General features: G+C 62.0%; 26 protein-coding genes. 18 read left to right on the top strand and 8 right to left on the bottom strand.

All coding sequences use genetic code 11. The features are described from left to right. Positions 1–8 precede the first annotated feature (8 nt). Positions 9–566: a lipid-binding SYLF domain-containing protein gene (locus LZ496_RS10275; protein WP_249904565.1), complete on the bottom strand. Its 558-nt coding sequence runs from the start codon at positions 564–566 to the stop codon at positions 9–11. Between the two features lie 202 nt (positions 567–768). Here LZ496_RS10275 and LZ496_RS10270 point away from each other — a divergent pair, with 202 nt between their 5' ends. The 4 genes from LZ496_RS10270 to LZ496_RS10255 all read left to right on the top strand — a co-directional run bounded on the left by LZ496_RS10270 (position 769) and on the right by LZ496_RS10255 (position 3,350). Then, positions 769–1,689, top strand: coding sequence for a CPBP family intramembrane glutamic endopeptidase (locus LZ496_RS10270; protein WP_249904564.1), 921 nt, complete (start codon positions 769–771; stop codon positions 1,687–1,689). A gap of 78 nt (positions 1,690–1,767) precedes the next feature. Then, entirely contained in the window at positions 1,768–2,328 is a 561-nt protein-coding gene (locus tag LZ496_RS10265; protein WP_249904563.1) for a DUF3617 domain-containing protein, read from the top strand. Between the two features lie 27 nt (positions 2,329–2,355). Then, the gene (locus tag LZ496_RS10260) at positions 2,356–2,880 is read left to right on the top strand and encodes a DUF3617 domain-containing protein (RefSeq protein WP_249904562.1); all 525 of its coding nucleotides are present in this window, start codon (positions 2,356–2,358) and stop codon (positions 2,878–2,880) included. Between the two features lie 68 nt (positions 2,881–2,948). After that, the gene (locus LZ496_RS10255; protein ID WP_249904561.1) at positions 2,949–3,350 is read left to right on the top strand and encodes a VOC family protein; all 402 of its coding nucleotides are present in this window, start codon (positions 2,949–2,951) and stop codon (positions 3,348–3,350) included. Here the strand turns inward: LZ496_RS10255 and LZ496_RS10250 are convergent. Then, positions 3,347–3,700 (bottom strand): hypothetical protein, encoded by a 354-nt coding sequence (locus tag LZ496_RS10250; RefSeq protein WP_249904559.1) that lies wholly within the window; start codon positions 3,698–3,700, stop codon positions 3,347–3,349. The two genes, LZ496_RS10255 and LZ496_RS10250, sit on opposite strands and share 4 nt — an antisense overlap. A gap of 110 nt (positions 3,701–3,810) precedes the next feature. Here LZ496_RS10250 and LZ496_RS10245 point away from each other — a divergent pair, with 110 nt between their 5' ends. Further along, entirely contained in the window at positions 3,811–5,034 is a 1,224-nt protein-coding gene (locus LZ496_RS10245) for a serine hydrolase domain-containing protein (protein WP_249904558.1), read from the top strand. On the opposite strand, the gene LZ496_RS10240 is transcribed toward LZ496_RS10245, so the two are convergent. After that, the gene (locus LZ496_RS10240) at positions 5,031–6,671 is read right to left on the bottom strand and encodes a M20/M25/M40 family metallo-hydrolase (protein WP_436286474.1); all 1,641 of its coding nucleotides are present in this window, start codon (positions 6,669–6,671) and stop codon (positions 5,031–5,033) included. The two genes, LZ496_RS10245 and LZ496_RS10240, sit on opposite strands and share 4 nt — an antisense overlap. Before the next feature lie 44 nt (positions 6,672–6,715). Then, the gene (locus tag LZ496_RS13960; RefSeq protein ID WP_283937997.1) at positions 6,716–6,838 is read right to left on the bottom strand and encodes a hypothetical protein; all 123 of its coding nucleotides are present in this window, start codon (positions 6,836–6,838) and stop codon (positions 6,716–6,718) included. 118 nt (positions 6,839–6,956) lie between these two features. Here LZ496_RS13960 and LZ496_RS10235 point away from each other — a divergent pair, with 118 nt between their 5' ends. The 10 genes from LZ496_RS10235 to LZ496_RS10190 all read left to right on the top strand — a co-directional run bounded on the left by LZ496_RS10235 (position 6,957) and on the right by LZ496_RS10190 (position 14,524). After that, entirely contained in the window at positions 6,957–8,075 is a 1,119-nt protein-coding gene (locus LZ496_RS10235; protein WP_249904555.1) for a sensor histidine kinase, read from the top strand. Beyond that, on the top strand, positions 8,072–8,878 hold the full coding sequence (locus LZ496_RS10230) for a LytR/AlgR family response regulator transcription factor (protein ID WP_249904554.1): 807 nt from the start codon (positions 8,072–8,074) through the stop codon (positions 8,876–8,878). Before LZ496_RS10235 ends, LZ496_RS10230 begins: the two co-directional genes overlap by 4 nt. 48 nt (positions 8,879–8,926) lie before the next feature. Then, a complete protein-coding gene (locus LZ496_RS10225) occupies positions 8,927–9,418 on the top strand; it encodes a SixA phosphatase family protein (RefSeq protein ID WP_249904552.1) in 492 nt (163 codons plus the stop codon). Positions 9,419–9,798: 380 nt separating this feature from the next. After that, entirely contained in the window at positions 9,799–11,676 is a 1,878-nt protein-coding gene (locus LZ496_RS10220; RefSeq protein ID WP_249904551.1) for a ribonucleoside-diphosphate reductase subunit alpha, read from the top strand. Between the two features lie 49 nt (positions 11,677–11,725). Continuing rightward, positions 11,726–11,932 carry a hypothetical protein gene (locus LZ496_RS10215; protein WP_249904548.1) on the top strand — a complete coding sequence of 69 codons (207 nt, stop codon included), beginning with the start codon at positions 11,726–11,728 and terminating at the stop codon, positions 11,930–11,932. Further along, positions 11,929–12,105 carry a hypothetical protein gene (locus LZ496_RS10210; RefSeq protein WP_249904547.1) on the top strand — a complete coding sequence of 59 codons (177 nt, stop codon included), beginning with the start codon at positions 11,929–11,931 and terminating at the stop codon, positions 12,103–12,105. The genes LZ496_RS10215 and LZ496_RS10210 overlap by 4 nt, the downstream gene beginning before the upstream one ends. A 4-nt stretch (positions 12,106–12,109) precedes the next feature. Beyond that, positions 12,110–12,343 carry a hypothetical protein gene (locus LZ496_RS10205; RefSeq protein WP_249904545.1) on the top strand — a complete coding sequence of 78 codons (234 nt, stop codon included), beginning with the start codon at positions 12,110–12,112 and terminating at the stop codon, positions 12,341–12,343. Further along, a complete protein-coding gene (locus LZ496_RS10200) occupies positions 12,340–12,621 on the top strand; it encodes a hypothetical protein (RefSeq protein WP_366516719.1) in 282 nt (93 codons plus the stop codon). The genes LZ496_RS10205 and LZ496_RS10200 overlap by 4 nt, the downstream gene beginning before the upstream one ends. 116 nt (positions 12,622–12,737) lie before the next feature. After that, a complete protein-coding gene (locus tag LZ496_RS10195) occupies positions 12,738–13,793 on the top strand; it encodes a ribonucleotide-diphosphate reductase subunit beta (protein ID WP_249904544.1) in 1,056 nt (351 codons plus the stop codon). Further along, entirely contained in the window at positions 13,793–14,524 is a 732-nt protein-coding gene (locus LZ496_RS10190; protein ID WP_249904542.1) for a DUF4145 domain-containing protein, read from the top strand. Before LZ496_RS10195 ends, LZ496_RS10190 begins: the two co-directional genes overlap by 1 nt. Here LZ496_RS10190 and LZ496_RS10185 read toward each other — a convergent pair whose 3' ends face one another. Then, on the bottom strand, positions 14,525–15,394 hold the full coding sequence (locus LZ496_RS10185; RefSeq protein ID WP_249904540.1) for a DUF2971 domain-containing protein: 870 nt from the start codon (positions 15,392–15,394) through the stop codon (positions 14,525–14,527). A 65-nt stretch (positions 15,395–15,459) separates the two neighbouring features. After that, positions 15,460–15,753, bottom strand: coding sequence for a thermonuclease family protein (locus tag LZ496_RS10180; protein WP_249904538.1), 294 nt, complete (start codon positions 15,751–15,753; stop codon positions 15,460–15,462). A gap of 104 nt (positions 15,754–15,857) precedes the next feature. On the opposite strand from LZ496_RS10180, the gene LZ496_RS10175 reads away from it, so the two are divergent. Both LZ496_RS10175 and LZ496_RS10170 read left to right on the top strand, forming a co-directional pair. Then, positions 15,858–16,007 (top strand): hypothetical protein, encoded by a 150-nt coding sequence (locus tag LZ496_RS10175; protein WP_249904537.1) that lies wholly within the window; start codon positions 15,858–15,860, stop codon positions 16,005–16,007. Continuing rightward, positions 16,004–16,228, top strand: coding sequence for a hypothetical protein (locus LZ496_RS10170; protein ID WP_249904535.1), 225 nt, complete (start codon positions 16,004–16,006; stop codon positions 16,226–16,228). The genes LZ496_RS10175 and LZ496_RS10170 overlap by 4 nt, the downstream gene beginning before the upstream one ends. A 10-nt stretch (positions 16,229–16,238) precedes the next feature. On the opposite strand, the gene LZ496_RS10165 is transcribed toward LZ496_RS10170, so the two are convergent. Further along, entirely contained in the window at positions 16,239–16,814 is a 576-nt protein-coding gene (locus LZ496_RS10165; RefSeq protein WP_249904534.1) for a thermonuclease family protein, read from the bottom strand. Positions 16,815–17,478: 664 nt separating this feature from the next. Here LZ496_RS10165 and LZ496_RS10160 point away from each other — a divergent pair. Continuing rightward, a complete protein-coding gene (locus LZ496_RS10160) occupies positions 17,479–17,877 on the top strand; it encodes a RidA family protein (protein ID WP_249904529.1) in 399 nt (132 codons plus the stop codon). A 161-nt stretch (positions 17,878–18,038) separates the two neighbouring features. Here the strand turns inward: LZ496_RS10160 and LZ496_RS10155 are convergent, their stop codons facing one another. Next, complete coding sequence (locus LZ496_RS10155) at positions 18,039–18,290, bottom strand: hypothetical protein (protein ID WP_249904526.1); 252 nt, start codon at positions 18,288–18,290, stop codon at positions 18,039–18,041. Positions 18,291–18,358 lie beyond the last annotated feature (68 nt).

Here is an 18,358-nt window from a genome sequence, read left to right as displayed (position 1 = left end):
AGCGGTCCCTACCTCTTGATCGGCGTGATCTTGGACCCTTCCAGGCCCAGGCCCGCCATCAATCCCTTTTGTCCAAAGGGGAAGGCGTAGACGTCCTTGGCGATCGTCGTGGATGTGGTGCTCATCGCAGCGCCCTTGTCCACCACCACCACGCTTGGCCCCGAACCGATCGCCCAGCCATCGCTCTTCCTGAGATAGGTGAGCGCCTTGTCGTTCATCAGGAACAGGGCGTAGCTGAATGACTGTCCGCCGGCCTGAAGGCCGAAGGAGGCAGCGCCGATCTTGTAATAGCCGGCTGGCTTGCCCTTAACGAGAAGAACGCCCTCTCCGCCCTGGCCGCCAACGACCAGTCCGGCCTTGACGATCTTGGGAAATACCAGGATCGCACGTGCATCCCGGCCGTACCTCTTCGCCCTCGGCGATTGGGCGTAGAGTCGATTGAGTGCGGCCTTGCCATTCGCATTCAATTCGGCGGCGGTAGCGGCGAAAGCGTCCTGGGAAAAAGGCCCAAGGCTGGCCACCAGCATGAGGCAAAGTGCCAAGACCAGGTGTCGAACGCGGTTCATTTTCCGGCGCCTCCGATCAAGATGTGCGAGCCTCTTTGGTCGTCGAAACCGAGTTCAACTATCGGCAAATCTACTGAGCGAGCCATTTTCGCGCGAGTGTCCGCGACATTGACAGCTTCCCTATTCGATATTTCAAAGCAATCGCGCCGCTCTTGGCTGTGTGTATTATTCGTGTAATACAGTTGCCTGAAAAGGGAACCCGATGGATCGCACGCAGCTCACCGACCCGAAATCCATTCGAGCGCTGCTCGCCTATCTGATCGTCTGGGGCGGCTCGACCGCCTATCTGGCGCTAACCGGCGGCGACTGGGTGTTTCCATTCGCGTCGCTCATCATCTTCGGCCTGATCTTCAGCGGGGTGATCTGGTTCCTCACCCGCAAGATGAATGCGCCGCCGGTACCGGTGAACAGGCCGGCGCGCGAAAGCCATGCGCTGCTCGCCTATCTCCTACTCTATGCCGTCGTGCTCATCGGAATCTGGCTTGGTTCGATCAAGGAAGTCATACCGGAGGGCCCGGAGCAGGAATGGGCGGTCCTGGGATACAAGCTGCTGATCCATGTCGGCCTGCCCGCCGCGATCATTCTGGCGCTGGGCGGCGCGATCCGCCCGCTGTTCGACGGCGGCATGAACCGGAAGGGCTTCTGGACGACACTCTTCGTCCTCAGCGCCATGATGTTCGGCTTGCTTGCACTGGTCAGCCCATCGCTGAAGCAAATCGGGGCGCTGAACCTCGATCCCGCGATGACCTTGTTCTGGGTCATTGCATCCTGGGCCTGGCTGTCGATCGAGGCGGGCCTGTGCGAGGAGTTTCTGTTTCGCGCCTGCCTCCAGTCGCGGCTCACCGCCTGGCTGAGCTCGCCGGTGGGCGGCATTGCCCTCACTTCAATCCTGTTCGGACTGGCGCATTGGCCGGGCCTCTACCTGCGGGGCGGTCCCGGGGTCGACGGCTGGTCGACCGATCCGATCCAGGTCGCGGCTTTCACCATCGCCACCTTGTCGCCGCTGTCGGTATCGCTCGGCTTGCTATGGGCCAGGTCGCGCAGCCTGCTGCTGGTCGTAATCGTCCATGGCGCGATCGATGCCCTGCCCCACACCGCCGAGATGGTCAGGATCTGGAGCTAGGCTCCGGCTTGCCAAAGCTGGCGCCGGGCATATTCTGATATCCGAGCGGCCCCAGGCCGCGATACCGAGGGGGGACTCATGAGAACTGCCCTGATCCTTGCAAGCGCGGCCATATTGGCCGCCTGCAGCAACGAACCCGACGTGAAGATGGAAAATGCCTCGGTCGGCGAGGTGGCGAAGGAAATGCGCAAGCAGGCGTCCAAGGACAGCTTCGTCAATCCGGGCCAGTGGCGGCAGACCGTCACCATGGTCTCGATCGAAGCGCCGGGCATGCCGCCCGAGGCCAAGCAGATGATGCAGCAGGCAATGGGCAAGGCGCAGGTCCATGACGTCTGCCTGACCGCCGAACAGGCGAAGAGCCCGAAGGAGGATTTCTTCGCGGGCGCGGACAAGAATTGCCGCTACGAGCATTTCAATTGGGGCGGCGGGAAGATCGACCTCAAACTGAACTGCAAGCATCCGAACGCAACGCAGACGATGGTCCTGGTCGGCGATTATGAGCCGGACAGCTACACCATGACCATGACCGCCACCAATGAGGGCGGCGGGCCGGCGGAGCAGATGGTGATGACGATGAAGGTCGATGCCAAGCGCACCGGCGAATGCACGGCCGAGAAAAGGGCCGAAGGCGGCAACTGACGCCGCCAAACTGGGGAGGGGAAAGTCATGGAGTTGATTAAACTGGCCTGCGTCGGTGGGCTTGCCTTGGCGCTCGCGGCATGCGGCGGCGAGAAGAAGGAAGAAGCGGCAGCGGCGGAGACAGCGGTCCCGGCAAAACTCGCCGGCGGCCTTTATGAGGTCAGCGCCGAAGTGACGCAGCTGGCATCGACCGACAATTCGACACCAGCGACCAAGTCGAAACAGGGCGAGACCCAGTTGATCAAGGCCTGCGTCAGCGCGGACGGTCAGCCGGAGCCGGCGTTGCTCGGCGAGGCCGGCGACAAGTGCGAAATCAAGAACAGCTATATCCGCAACGGGCGGATGAGCGCGCAGATGAGCTGCACTCGCGAAGGTCAATTGGGCTACGTCATGCCGGCGATGATGGGCAGCTATTCCGCCGACGGGTTCGAAGGCGAGATCAACACGCTGACCTATTTCTCCGCCGACGGCGATTATCGCCTGACACGGAAGGTCACGGCCAAGCGGGTCGGCGACTGCCCGGCGGAGGGAGCGGCGAAGTCCGCGGCCTGATGCCGGTTGCCAATAGGTTCGTTCTTGTTATGTTCTGCTGACGACTCAGCAAGGAGAGGAGACCCGGCATGATCGGATATGTATGCCTGGGCAGCGACAATATGCCCCGCGCCCGCGCTTTCTACGACGAGCTGTTCGGCACGATCGGGGCCAAGCGGATCATGGAATTCGGCGATGATCTGGGCGGCTTCACCATGTGGGGCACCGGCTTCGACAAGCCGGGCATCGCGGTCACCAATCCGTACAACAAGCAGCCGGCGGTGGCGGGCAACGGCAATATGGCGGCAATCGCGACCACGTCGCGCTCTACCGTCGACGAGCTTCATGCCAAGGCGCTGGAGCTCGGCGGGACTTGCGAGGGACCTCCTGGTGTTCGCGGCGAGGAAGGGCCGGAAGCTTTCTACGGCGCCTATTTCCGCGACCTCGACGGCAACAAGCTTGCCGCCTTCTGCATCGGACCGGCGGCCTAGTATCGATTGCGACGGTAGCTGCGGTTTCCGAAATCGACGAAGTCGAAGGAGAAGGCGGCTACGCCGTCCGTTCCCATCGGGTAGACGCCGGTACCGAATATCTCGCGATAGCCGCCGGTGCCCGCGCTTATGCCGAATTCGCCGTGGAGCTGCGGCGGCGGCAGCGGTTCGAGATCGGCGATTTCCATTGTGGTTGCAGCTCGCTGTTCGGAAGCCTGGCGCTTGGCCGCCGCCTCGGCGAGAACGGTTTCAATCCGTTCGGGGGTGAGGCGATGCTCGGACGCCGGAGGCGCGGGATCGGCAGCGCTTTGCGCCGCCGCGAGGGCGATGGCTGCAATCAGGATTCCCATCACCGACTCCCTTTACTTTAACTCTTGTATCGCTCCCGCCCGATGACGGATTGCTGAACATGAAGATAGCACCCCTTGACGTCTTTGCGAGCGTAGCGAAGCAATCCATCATGAACCGCTGGATTGCTTCGTCGCTATCACTCCTCGCAATGACGGCAGTTGCGTCCTGCGCGACCGTGCCGTCTTCACAGCCATCCCTCCCCGCACAGTCCGCCGTCGCCTTTGACCGGACAAGCGAACGCGGTGCCTGGTCGCAAGGCCTCGCCGATCCCGCGACTGGCCGGATGGTGACGCCGGATGATCCGGTCCGCATCGCATCGATCAGCAAGCTGGTCGTTGCGATCGGTGTGATGAAGCTGGTCGAACAGGGAAGTGTCGACCTCGACGAGGATGTGTCGCGTTACCTCGATTGGCCGGTGCGCAACCCTGCCTTCCTCGACCGGCCGATCACCTTGCGAATGCTGCTGTCGCACACCTCCAGCCTGCGCGACGGCGACGATGCCTATGTCGTGCCGCTCGGCGCATCGGTGAAGGAAGCGCTGGGCGACCCCGCCGTCTGGGATAGCGGGCATGGGCCTGGGGAAGGCTATTTCGCCTATTCCAACTTCAACTTCCCGCTGGTCGGATCGATCATCGAAAAAGTGACGCGGGAGCGGTTCGACATCTGGATGCGCCGCGAGGTGCTGGAGCCGATGAAGATCGACAGCTGTTTCAACTGGCCGACCTGCAGCGACGATGCGATCGCGCGCGCGGTGGTACTGATGCAGGGCGGAAAAGCGGTTCGCGACGACCTTCATGGCAAGCGCCCGGACTGCCCGGTTTTCGTCCGAGATGGCGAGGCATGCGACCTGGCACGCTGGCGGCTGGGCGAGAATGGCGCGCTCTTCTCCCCGCAAGGCGGCCTTCGAGTTTCCGCGCGCGGGCTGGCCCGGGTCGGCCGAATGCTCCTCAACGGGGGGACACTCGACGGCGTGCAAATCCTCTCACCCCATTCGGTCGAAACGATGCTTGCGCCGGCCTGGCGGTTCGACGGCCGCAACGGCTCGCGCGGCGGCGAGAGCTATGGGGTCTGCAGCTACGGACTTGCGGTCCGGCAACTGGCAAGCGGCGCGCCGGGGTGCGCGGACGATCCGGAAGGCAAGGGGCATCAATGGGCCGGCCATGCCGGCGATGCCTATGGCCTTCGCTCAGGCCTGTGGATCGACCGCAAGCGCGGCGTCGGCATCGCCTATTTCGATACTGGACTTCCGGCCGAACTGCCGCCCGGCAAGTCCAGCTTCAGCGCGCCCGAGGAACAGGCATTCCGGCGCGCGGCGGATTTGATCGACCGCTAGCCGCGCTCTCCGGCGCGCCGCGCCTTAGATTCCTCCCGGACCTTGCCGAACTCGCTATCGGGCTTCCAACCGGGCCAGCTCCTGCCGTTAGCGAGCCGCGCGCCGATCGCATAAAATAGTTCGGTCTCCTGCACCGCGCCGGCAAGGTTCCAGTTCGGCGACCAGGCATCGCAGGCCTGGTGATAGCAATTGCCGGTGAAGTCGCTCAGCCACTTCTCACCCGCTTCTCGCCCGCCGGCCTGCAGGTCATAGGCCCCGGCCAGCGCCATGTTGAGCAGAACCGGAACGCCGCGCTTGGCCAGCGAGAAATGATCGGCGCGATAGAATAGCCCGCGTTCGGGATGCCCTTCGACCGTCACATAGCGGCCCTGCTTCTGCGCTTCCTCCGCCATCAGATCCTCGAGGTCGCTCTGCCCCTTGCCGATCAGCACGACGTCCTTCACGGGCCCCGCCCATTGCAGCGTATCGAAGGTCAGGTTCGCCACCATCTGCTCATGCGGATAGAGGGGGTGTGTCGCATAATATTCTGAGCCGAGAAGGCCGCGCTCTTCCGCTGTCCACGCGGCGAACAGCAATGTGCGTTCCGGCCGAGGCTCAGCAGCGAACTTGCGCGCGACCTCGATCATCGCGGCCAGCCCCAACGCGTCGTCGGCGGCGCCGGGACGGATCGTCCGACCCTGCGCGTCCGCCGGGCCAATGCCGTACGCATCCCAATGCCCGCCATAAGACACGGTCTCGTTCGGATAGCGCGAGCCAGTGAGCTTCCCGATGACGTTGCGGCTGGTGAGCCTGGTCAGGTCGACCGCTGCATCCGCGGACAGGCTCGCCTTCAGGTCGATCGGCCGGAATGCCTTGGTCCGCGCCTGCCGCTTCACCGCATCGAAATCATGGCCGGCCTGCTTCAGCATTTCGGCGAACAGCGGCCCCTGGATCCAGCCCTGCAGAAGTACCGGCTGGCGCGCGTTCGGGCCCAGCACAACGTTGAAGTTCTCGCCCGCCGGGCTCTGGACGACGTTCCAGCCATAGCCTGCGCCGGCCGTATCGTGGACGACCAGCGCCGCGATCGCACCGCGACGCGACGCTTCCTCGAACTTGTAGATCCAGCGGCCATAATAGGTCATCGCCTGGCCGCCGAACGTGCCCGCTACCGGTTCGCCGGGGGCGGCTTCGAAATCGGGGTCGTTGACCAGGAACACCGCGACTTTGCCCTTGAGGTCGACGCCCTTGAAATCGTCCCACTGGCGTTCGGGAGCCGTCACGCCATAGCCAACGAACACCATCGGGGCGTTGGCGATCTGAGCATGCGTCGTGTCGCGGACCGTGCTCAAATAGACATCGTCGGGAACTTGAAGCGTGCGGCTCGCGGCTCCCTGTCGCAGCGTCACCGACACCGGCGATTGAAGCTTGGTGCGGATCATCGGCACCGACTGCGTCCAGCCACCATTTTCGCCGCCTGGCTCGAGACCGGCAGCCTGATACTGTTGGATCAGATAGTTGACGGTCTTCTCTTCCCCCGCTCCGCCCATCGAACGGCCCTGGAATTCATCGGATGCGAGGACCCGGCTGATCTCCGACATGCGCTGTGCGCTGATTCCCGAAGGGGCCTGCTGCGCGGCTGTTGGCGGAGTCGAAGCCATGGCGAATGCCGCAACGGCAAGGCTGGTTGCTGCAAATCGGAATGTCACGATGGTTTCTCCCGGGCATCCGCATCCGACAACGGATCGGCGATCAATTGGTTCGTCAGCCAGTTCAGTCTGTCTATCAGCATATGTAAAGGTTCGAGGCCGGCGATCTCGACCGGCACTGGCCTACCCTTAACCCGCCCCGTGAAGCGGCCTATCGGAATATTCTGCAGCTAAACGTCGAAAAGCTGCGGTCGAACGGCAATCGACAAGAGGGGCCGCGCGCTTCATTTTAAGGGCATGAACTCGAACCTGCCTCGTTCGGTCGGACATCCGCACGTCCCCGACGTGGTTGCTTATGACCCCGAAGAGCTGAAGGAAGCCCGCGGCCGCGCCGTAAGGCAGCTAACGATCATCTTCTGGTCGGCCAGCTATTTGCTGTCGACGCTTGCCCTTTATCTGGGCGGAAAGCCGGAATGGCTGGCAATTTCCGGAATGCGGATCCTCTCCTATCTGATCGGGGTCAGCTTTTGCTACCTGTTCCACCTGATCCTGAAGAGCGGCCGGTTGGAGACGACGAGGTCCCGGCTGATCGCGCTGGCCGTCTTCGCGCCGATTCTCGCGGAACTGTTCGCATGGGCCAATTGGTTCGCCGGCGCGGCGGTCGATCCGGCGGCGGATTTCACCAGGATCAACTGGGCCGACATGGTGAGGTCCATCCTCTTCTGGAGCTGGTTTTTCCTCGCCTGGGCCGGACTTTATCTGGCGCTGATGTACGGTTTCGACGTGCATGAAGAGCAATGCCGCTCGGCCGAGCTCCGCGAACGCGCGCACGTCGCGCAGCTGCGGGCGCTGCACAGCCAGATCAACCCGCACTTCCTGTTCAACAGTTTGAATAGCGTATCGGCGCTGATCCTCGACAAGCGCAGCGACAAGGCCGACGAGATGGTGATCAAGCTGGCCCAGTTCCTGAGGCTGGGGCTGGCCGCCGATCCGACCAAGATGATCCCGCTGGACCGCGAGGTCACGCTTCAGCGGGCCTATCTGGAAATCGAGCAGCTCCGCTTCCCCGACCTGGAGGTCGAATTCCGGATCGACGAAACGGTCAAGGAAGCGCTGGTCCCCTCGCTGATCCTACAGCCCATCGTCGAGAATGCGGTCAAATATGGTGTCGCCGAAGCGCCCCCGCCGGCGAAGATCGTCTTGAGCGCGCGTCCGTCCGGAAACAGGCTCATGCTTGCCGTGATCGATTCCGGAAAGGGCAGCGCCGCCTCGTCCAACGGAGCCGGTATCGGACTTGCCAATATCCGGCAGCGGCTTGCCCTGCTTTATGGGGACGATGAGTCCAGCATGACGGTCAGCCGCGGGCCGCAGGGCCAGTTTCAGGTGGAAGTCATCTTGCCGCTGGAGTTCCCATGACCCCACTGCGCGTCCTTACCGTCGACGACGAGCTTCTGGCCCTGAAGCGCCTTAGGCTGCTGCTCCAGACGATGCCCCACATCCATCATGTCGGCGAAGCGAATAATTGCGGCGATGCGGTTGCGCGGATCCACGATCTTCGGCCCAACGTCGTCCTGCTCGACATCAAGATGCGCGACGGCAGCGGGTTCGAGGTGGTCGAAGCGGTTGCCGAGCGTCCCAATCCGCCGGCGATCGTTTTCGTGACCGCCTTCGACCAGTTCGCGACCCAGGCGTTCGACTGCGCGATCGTGGACTATCTGCTGAAACCGGTGGAGTCGGACCGGCTGGCCCGGGCCCTGTCGCGCGTTCAACAGCGGCTGAAGGCCATCGATGCCGAACAGCGCGCGGACGAACTGCACCAGATCCTCAGGAACCTTCGGTCAGGACCAGGTACCGAGGGCGCTCAGGGCTATGAGACCGAGTTCTGGCTGCGCAGTTCCAGCGGCCTGGTTCGCGTGCCGGTGGACGCCATCGACTATGTCACCAGTGCCGACGAATATATCTCGATCCACACGCCGTCCGGATCCCATCTGATGAGGGGCTCGATCCGCCAGTTCACTCACCGGGTCGAACCCGGTCTGTTCGTCAGGGTGCACCGCCGCTGGCTGGTCAAGCGAAGCGCCATCGCGGCGCTTTCCACGCGTCCGATCGGCAGGGCCGAAGTCGTCCTGCGCAGCGGGCAACGGCTTCCCGCCGGCAGGGTCCACATGAAGCAGCTCCGCGACCTCGTCCGCTCGAACGACGGCCGATCGCTTTACTGAGCCCATGGCGGTCGCCTAATCCGGCATAGAGGATTCGGGAGGAACCGCATGACCATCAAGACAATCGCCGTTGCGCTGCTGGTCGCGCTTGCGTCGGCCGTCAGTCCCGCTGCAACGCCGGCCCAGCCCAACATCTATGTCATGCGCCATCTGCACACGCCTGCCGGGGTCTCCGATCCTGATCTCACCGATGAAGGCAAGAAGTACGCCGACGCGGTGGACGTCTGGTTCCGCCGCGATCCGCCGGACATTATCTATGTCAGCAGCACCAAGCGCGCGCAGCAGACGGCGGCCCCGCTCGCCGCGCGGCTGAAGCTCACCCCCAAGATCTACGATCCGCGCGATACGCCCGGGCTAATCGCGTCGGTTTCGGCTGAAACCGGCACCGTTTTGATCGTCGGGCACAGCAATACCGTCCCCGATATCGTCGAGAAACTTGGCGGCCAGCGCCCTGGCGACCTTGTGCATGAGGATTTCGGGGACATCTGGCACGTCGCAGGTCCGGAGAAGACGACGACGCGCGTCCGTCTCAGCCTTTAGCTGGCGTGCAGGTCTGAACTGGGCTCCAGCGACGGTCAGTGGCGCCTTAGGACCGGTCCCCTAATGTTCGTGACTCTGCGGCCACAGCGCCCCTTCAGGGCCGGATAATTTTTCGTTCGCCATGAAATTATATCTTGCGTCCCGACCCCATTTGAACACAATATCTGGTTTCAACGCTGGGGGGTCGCTCAATCTATTGTGGTTGGGACGGAAGATACCTATCTTCCGTATGCGCCCGCTCGTGCCCTGTGGATATCGGGGAAACGGGCCTGAAAAAACCCCGCGGCGCTTGAATTTAGGCTAGTCTCGGCGCCATGGCACCGAGTCGAACAGAAGCAGAACAAGCCGTCATTGAACGGCCTGATGGACGGGGAAGAGCGATGGATTTTGCGACCACGAGCGATGTAGGCTCCGACGACGTCTCGGTCACCGAGACGAAGCGCGATAGCAAGACCGTTGACGCGCGTGCCTTCGACGTCACCACCGACTCGTCGCGAGACGTGCGGCTGACCGAATTCGGCAAGGAAACGCTGCGCGACCGCTACCTGCTGCCCGGCGAGAACAACCAGGATCTCTTTGCCCGCGTCGCCTCGGCCTATGCCGACGACGAAGGCCATGCCCAGCGCGTCTACGACTATATCTCCAAGCTGTGGTTCATGCCGGCGACACCAGTGCTGTCCAACGGCGGCACCGGCCGCGGCCTCCCCATCAGCTGCTACCTCAACAGCGTCGACGACAGCCTGGACGGCATTGTCGGCACCTGGAACGAGAATGTCTGGCTGGCGTCCAAGGGTGGCGGCATCGGCACCTATTGGGGCAGCGTCCGCGGCATCGGCGAGCCGGTCGGCCTCAACGGCAAGACCAGCGGCATCATCCCGTTCGTCCGCGTCATGGACTCCCTGACACTCGCAATTTCGCAGGGCTCGCTGCGGCGCGGTTCGGCCGCCTGCTACCTCGACATCTCCCACCCGGAGATCGAGGAGTTCCTCGAGATCCGCAAGCCGTCGGGCGACTTCAACCGCAAGGCGCTGAACCTGCACCACGGCGTGCTGGTCACCGACGAATTCATGGAAGCGGTCCGCGACGGATCCGAATTCATGCTCCGCTCGCCCCGCGACGGTTCGGAACGCGGCAAGGTCGACGCCCGCTCGCTGTTCCAGAAGCTGGTTGAGACCCGCCTTGCGACCGGCGAGCCCTACATCATCTTCATCGACCAGGTGAACCGGTCGATGCCGAAGCATCACCGCGACCTCGGCCTCAAGGTCACGACGTCGAACCTGTGCAGCGAGATCACGCTTCCGACCGGCCGCGACCATTTGGGCGCCGATCGCACGGCGGTCTGCTGCCTGTCGTCGCTGAACCTCGAAACCTGGGACGAATGGAACGGCGACAAGCAGTTCATCGAGGACGTCATGCGCTTCCTCGACAATGTCCTCTCCGACTATATCGCCCGCGCGCCGGACGAGATGGCCCGCGCCAAGTACAGCGCCGAGCGCGAACGCTCGGTCGGCCTCGGCGTGATGGGCTTCCACAGCTTCCTTCAGGCCCGCAGCCTGCCGTTCGAAGGCGCCATGGCCAAGTCGTGGAACCTCAAGATCTTCAAGCATATCCGGGCGCAGGTCGACCAGGCGTCGATGATGCTCGCGCAGGAACGGGGCCCCTGCCCCGACGCCGCCGACATGGGCGTGATGGAGCGGTTCAGCTGCAAGATGGCGATCGCGCCGACCGCGTCGATCAGCATCATCTGCGGCGGCACCAGCGCCTGCATCGAGCCGATCCCGGCCAACATCTACACGCACAAGACGCTGTCCGGCAGCTTCTCGATCAAGAACCCGTACCTCGAAAAGCTGCTCACCGAGAAGGCGAAGAATGCGGAAGCCGTCTGGTCCTCGATCCTGGAGCGCGGCGGATCGGTCCAGCACCTCGACTTCCTGACCCAGGAAGAAAAGGACGTGTACAAGACCAGCTTCGAGATCGACCAGCGCTGGCTGCTCGAGCTCGCGGCGGACCGCACGCCCTTCATCGACCAGGCCCAGTCGCTGAACCTGTTCATCCCGGCCGACAGCGACAAGTGGGACCTGATGATGCTCCACTTCCGCGCGTGGGAGCTGGGCATCAAGTCGCTCTACTACCTCCGTTCCAAGTCGGTGCAGCGCGCCGGCTTCGCGGGCGGAGTCGAGGCCGACAACACGCCGGACCTCAAGGAAATCCAGCTCGCATCGAGCACGGATTATGATGAGTGCCTCGCATGCCAATGAACGGGGTTCATTGGCTGGACGAGGCACGCGAGCGGAGCGAGCGCGAGTAATGACCACCATGCAGATCATCGAGGTCGCGGTGGCCGCTGCGTTGATCGTCGGGGCGGTGATCCTCTATCGCCGCCGCGGCGCGGAGGGCGAGGCGAAGACCGGCAGCCAGACCGCGGTGATCCTGCTGGTTATCGGCCTGATCGTCGGCGTCCATGGCATGGGCCTGATGGAATATCGCCCATCCGCTTCGGAGCTGGGCCGATGAACGCCTCTTATGTCGCTATCGGCGCGGCGTTCGTCGCCATCGGTGCCGGATCGCTCGCCGCGTCGAAGAAGGCGGAGGACGAGACCAAGGCGAAGAATTCCAAGCTAGCCGGTATTTTGATGATGGTCGCCGGCGGCATCTTCATGGCCACCGGCGCGGCCGCGGGGAACTGAGCGGATGATCGGCGACCTCAACATCATCTATGTCGCGATCGGGGTGGTCGCGATGCTGGGCGGGCTGGCGATGCTGTACCGCGCCATCCGCGGCCGGCCCGGCGAGAACCCCAAGGCGACCGCGATGCTGATCGCCGGAATGATGATTACCGCCTTCGGCCTGCTGATGGCCGGTTTCGCGATCGGTTTCGCGGTATCGGAGCCGCTCGATCTCAACGATGCGGAGACTGCGTCATGACCCGTACGCGCATATTCGTCCTTGTTGCCATGTCGCTGACCGTCGCGGCCTGCGTCGCGAAGCAATCGATGACCGCGGTCAGCCCGACCGCGCCCGGCTTCCTCGAAGGCGTGTGGCACGGCTTCATCTTCCCGATCGCCTGGATCATCTCGCTCTTCACGAACGACATCTCGGTCTACGCAGTCCCCAACAACGGCGGCTGGTACGACTTCGGCTATTTCATCGGCATCTGCTTCCTGGGCGTCGGCGCGCGCACTTCGAAGAGGCGCGGATCGTGACCATCTTCCTAACCGTCACCCCAGCGAAGGCTGGGGTCCATGTCACACCATCTGAAATCACCGCGAAGGCCTGGATTCCAGCCTTCGCTGGAATGACGAATTAAGGAGCCTGTACCATGCCCCTCCTCCAAGCCTCCAAGACCTACAAGCCGTTCGAATACCCATGGGCGTTCGAATATTGGAAGCGCCAGCAGCAGATCCACTGGATGCCGGAAGAGGTTCCGCTGGGCGAGGATTGCCGCGACTGGGCGCAGAAGCTGACGGAAGGGGAGCGCAACCTCCTCACCCAGATCTTCCGCTTCTTCACCCAGGCCGACGTCGAGGTGCAGGACTGCTACCACGACAAATACGGCCGCGTGTTCAAGCCGACCGAGATCAAGATGATGCTGACCGCGTTCAGCAACATGGAAACGGTGCACATCGCGGCTTACAGCCACCTGCTCGACACCATCGGCATGCCCGAAAGCGAATATTCGGCCTTCCTCCAGTATAAGGAGATGAAGGACAAGCACGACTATCTCGCCACCTTCGGCGTCGATACGGACGCCGACATCGCCCGCACGCTCGCCATGTTCGGCGGCTTCACGGAGGGGCTGCAGCTGTTCGCGTCGTTCGCGATGCTGATGAACTTCCCGCGTTTCAACAAGATGAAGGGCATGGGCCAGATCGTCAGCTGGTCGGTCCGCGACGAGAGCCTTCACTGCGAAGGCATCGTCAAGCTGTTCCACGCCTTCACCAAGGAACGCGACTGCCTGACCCAGTCGGTCAAGGACGACATCATCGACTGCTGCCAGAAGACGGTGCGGCTGGAGGATGCGTTCGTCGACCTGGCGTTCGAATTCGGCCCCGTTGAGGGCATGACCGCCAAGGAGATCAAGAAGTACATCCGCTACATCGCCGATTGGCGGCTTGGGCAACTGGGCTTCAAGCCGATCTACATGGTCGACGAGCACCCCCTCCCCTGGCTCGCCCCGATGCTGAACGGCGTCGAGCACGCCAACTTCTTCGAAACCCGCGCGACGGAATATTCAAAGGCCGCGACGCGTGGCACGTGGAACGACGTGTGGGACAATTTCGACCGCCGGCAGAAGGCCAAGGTGGCGAACGATGTGCCGGTCGAGACGGCCGAGGGGGATGACATGTTCTCGCGGGCGGGGGTTGCTGCTGAATAATGAGTAAGTTTGATTTGACGGCTCAATCGGCGTTCAACGCGCAGCGGAAAGAAGATGGGCGACCGGTAGGCGAAACCGCCAAATTCGTTTGTCCACACAACGATTGCCGGACATACGCCGTGCATCATTGGGGCTTTGTCTCTGGCCTCCGGGTTGACCTTGGCTCCGCATACGGCAGCCGCCATCTCGGAGAAGCGCCCGTAGTCTCCATGTCACGTTGCGAAGCTTGTGGTCGTGAAAGTATCTATGTCGGCGGCGAGATCGTTCTGCCGAGTGAAAGCGACGCACCCCCTTCTGCTGCAGACATGCCTACCGATCTCGTCGAAGACTATGAAGAAGCGCGTGCCATTTTGCCCCGGTCACCTCGGGGATCTGCTGCGCTTCTCCGCCTGGTCATTCAAAAGCTGTTGCCCCACCTAGGAGCATCAAAGAAGGGAATCGATCAGGCCATTGGGGAACTGGTCGCGTCCGGGAAAATTAAGACGCCCATTCAAAAGGCACTCGATACCGTTCGGGTAATTGGCAACGAGAGTGTCCATCCGGGTGAGATGAATCTCAAGGATGATCGCGAAACTGCATTAGCGCTCTTTCGCATTATCAATCTCATAATCGAGACTGCAATTACCGAGCCTAAGCGCCTCGAGGCCCTCTATGCGTCCCTGCCCAAGAGCAAATTAGAAGGGATCGCAAACCGCGACACGCCGAGGTCTTCAGACGGCGCCAATCCGTGATCAATCTATTTCGACCGAAAATGAGTTAGTCGAGAGCTTCGCATCTCGCACAGGCAGATTTGGCACTTTTGAAGCGCCGATTATCTTCCGTATCCTTTCACGGTTTTCATCAGACATTCGGGGCCCGAGAATGATTGCTGCAAGGCCGTCTTCATCGAATGTCACGCTCTTCATTCTGACAGTGTTGTAAACGATCCTAACCTCAGTTTCGTATTCCCAATCGGCCGCCTTCGTAAAAAAGTAGAGCTTCTCACTTTCAGCGCGCCTCAACTCCATGCTGGAGATTGGAGGTTTGCCGCTCGAGTTCGCAGCAAGAGTTAGCGCAAGGCTCAGTGGGTAAGTTGGTCGATATTTAGAATATGAGACATACCCCATTTGAGCTCGTGAACTTCGAAATGCTCGCCCGAGAAAGTGCAAACATGCTCCCGCGTAGCTGTGTGCATAATGTGACCATAGCAACGGCGAGTCCGACCGTTCGCAAAATGAGATAATTCTCGAATTGCGCTCAACTTTGGCAAGGTAATCCTTTGCTTGAGTCCTGTATGGATCGAGATTCCCATACTTCTTGTCCGGCTCAAATTTTCCGTTCCTTAAGCTTTCTAAAGATCCTGTGTCTCGCAATGCAGCTGCAACGATGCGAGGTCTGAGATCATCGAATATGTACGGCGAGAGCTCGAACGGATCATTCAGGCTCGTCGCCGTGGAGCCTGTCAGCGTCAACTGATTGAGTGTGGCCTCAAGGCTGTCCCAAGACGTCTTTGTATTCAGACCAACATACTTGAAAATTGAGGTGTGATTGCTCGGACGGCGTAGGCGGACGCCAGAACTAATGAGTTCAAGCTCAGCACTTGTGAAGTCCTCGAATCCCATTTCCAGAAATCTTTCATCGGACGATGGAAAAGTGATTTGTCAGTTTCACTAATCAGTATTCGCGATCAGCACCACGGCTTTCGCCCGCCCTCGTACCAACGCGCCAACCCATCCTCGACCAGCGTCTCGCCGACCGACTCCCCGTCGACCTTCACGATCCTGAGCTTGCGGCCGTAGCTGTCCTCATCGCGGTCGATCGGGGCCAGGGTCACCTCGCCTGAATTGACGAGGCCGATCAGCCGCTGCGTGGCGCGGTCGCCCAGGGACTTTTCCTCGGCGCATTTCGGATCATGCGTCCAACGCCTTGGCCACCCTTCCCCCATTAGGCCTTCACTCGCCCATGTGCTAAGCAAGTTCATCGCACGGATACCTTTCGCGTAAGCCTGTGCGACTGAGAGACCCCCACTTCGGTTAGCATCGATGGCGCACTCCCGCTTACATTCAAGGGAGCCTGTGACCAACCATGACCAGCAACGACAACCAGATCGACGAGACGGAGCTCGCCCGCCTCGGGATCAAGCGCATCCAGGCCGATATCTTCCTGTGGGGCGAATATCGCTACAATAACCTTCGCGACGCCATTGCCGCCGCCAAGCGGGAGGCGGCTAAATGAGCCGAGAATTGTTCGTCACATTGGACGAAGCCCAGGTGAAAAGCCGCTGTCTCGCCGAAAAAGTGGGGATTTCCGCGATCGAACGATTGCCCGCCGGCGGAACGCGCCTGGTGACCATGAGCGTCGAAGGCGCCGCGCAAATGTTTCGAAAGCTGAAACCCTATCTGATCGAGGGCACGGTGGTTCGACAGGCGCACCGGCCGCGCAGCCCGCTCTGGTAGGATATCCAATTCAGCACCAGGGCCGCCGACCGCCGGCGTACCAGCGCGCCAACCCGTCATCGACGAGCGTTTCGCCGACCGACTCCCCGTCGACCTTAACGATCCTGAGCTTTCGGCCGTAACTGTCCTCGTCCCGGTCGATCGGGGCCAGGGTCACCGCGCCTGAATTGACCAGGCCGATCAGCCGCTGCGTGGCGCGGTCGCCCAGGGACTTTTCCGCGGCGCATTTGAAATCATGCGTTTCCGGCGCGTCGATGTCCGCGATGCGGATCTTCACGCCCTTCAGGTAGAGCGTGTCGCCGTCCACCACGCAGTTATAGCCGCCGCCGGTGTGGCAGAAGGTGAAGTGGGCGCGAACGCCGTCCGAACCTCCGGACGGCGCCGCAAAGCTATCGCCCGACCGTTCCAGCCGATCGACATAGGCTGCGATGCTGGTGTTCCGTGGCTGGGATCCGCCGTCTCCGCCGCCCGGCCAATAGGCCCAGCCGACCCCTACCAGCACCCCGGCCCCAATCGCCCCACCCCACAGCGGCACGAAACGCGACCAGCCCGCCTTCTTCCGTCGCGCGTCCGGCCAGAAGCGCAACGGATCGCTGCGTCGAGTTCGCTTAAAATTTCGGAAGCTTCCCCGTCCTGACATCGGCTAAGCTTAGGCGACGTGCGAACTGTGACGCTAGATAATCTGTAAGTTGAAGGCGAGCTCCCCGTAACCGTTCTCGGCTTGACGTCTAACGCAGGTTAAACAAAATGAGCGTGCCGAATCGTCCTGCGGCGGGTGGCTCGCCGATGTGCGGAGCCTCTCGCCCCAACGCGGGGAGGGTCCGGTGGCTTTCGATCACTATTATGTAAACGACAAGGCTCAGCCGTCCGGCGAGCATGAGGTCCATAAAGACGGCTGCCGCTATATGCCGGGGGATCGGAATCGGCAGCCATTGGGGAGTTTCCAGTCCTGCCAGGAAGCAATGGCCGTCGCCTATACAATTTATCCAAATTCGGACGGTTGCGGCATTTGTTGTAGACCATGCCACACGCGATGATGGGGTCGTAGGGGGCCAAAAATAGGCGTCAGGCCGGCGGCTCTTTGAAAATTCGAAACCGATCTCAGCGCCGGTCGGCCGATGCTCACCCTCACCCCGGGCTTGATGATGCAAGCCAGCGATGTTTGGGGAACATCGCGCTTGCATCATGGGTCCGCCTTCGCCTCTATTCATCGCGAACAAATCTCCTTCGGCTATTCCGGAGCCCCTGAAATGACATCCCCCACCGACATCCAGACCTTCGGCAACCCGCCAGCCCACGCCCATTACGTCCCGGCAACGGGCTACGGCGGGCTGATATTCGCTTCGGGCCAGCTGCCGCGCCTGCCGGACGGCACCCACGCCGCCGACCGCGGCTTCGAGGAGCAGGTCCGCCTTACCCTCGACAATCTCGATCGCGTCCTGGCCGCCGCTGGCACCAGCCGCGACCGTGTCCTCCACGTCCGCGCGTATCTCGTCGGCATCGACCATTGGGACGCCTTCAACCGCGTCTTCGCAGAGTTCTTCGGCGACTGGCGCCCGGCCCGTACCGTCGTCCCCGTCCCCGACCTCCACTTCGGCTATATGGTCGAAATCGAAGCGGTCGCGGCGGAGGGCGTTGCGGCGGCGTAGCCGGAGGGAGGATTTTCTTAGGTGGGGCCGTCACGGAGTGAATCCGTGACGTCGATCGCCACTTCCCCGGATCAAATCCGGGGTCGGGCGTCGGCCGGTCTTCGCCGTCTCTTCGCGCAGGCTTCCGATTGCTTTGCAATCGCTTGCCTGCGCTCGGCGGCTCAGACGTGCAGCGTCACTTGCCTTGGGGTCATGTTGTAGCCGGAGAAGATGCTGAACGCGATCAGGATGACGACGATGGCGAGCGCGAAGACCAGCACGCCGATCGCCACGGCCGAGCGGTTGACCACGTCGGGATGGCGAAGCTCCTTCGGCTTTTCGGGCGGGGGCGGATCGCGCCTGATCCGCGACACGCGCACTTCGCCCGATCCAAGGTCGACGGATTTCTTACGCGTTGGTAGCGGACTGGCCATGGCGCGGAGCCTAGCGCTAACCGGTTATCATCCGGTGAAGGCCGTCACGGTAGTGAATCCCGTGACTG

Origin of the sequence: Sphingomonas caseinilytica, from assembly GCF_023516455.1 — a bacterium.
GTDB lineage: Bacteria > Pseudomonadota > Alphaproteobacteria > Sphingomonadales > Sphingomonadaceae > Sphingomicrobium > Sphingomicrobium caseinilyticum.
Note: the sequence above shows the minus strand (reverse complement) of the source record. Positions and strands in the feature narration are given on the sequence as shown.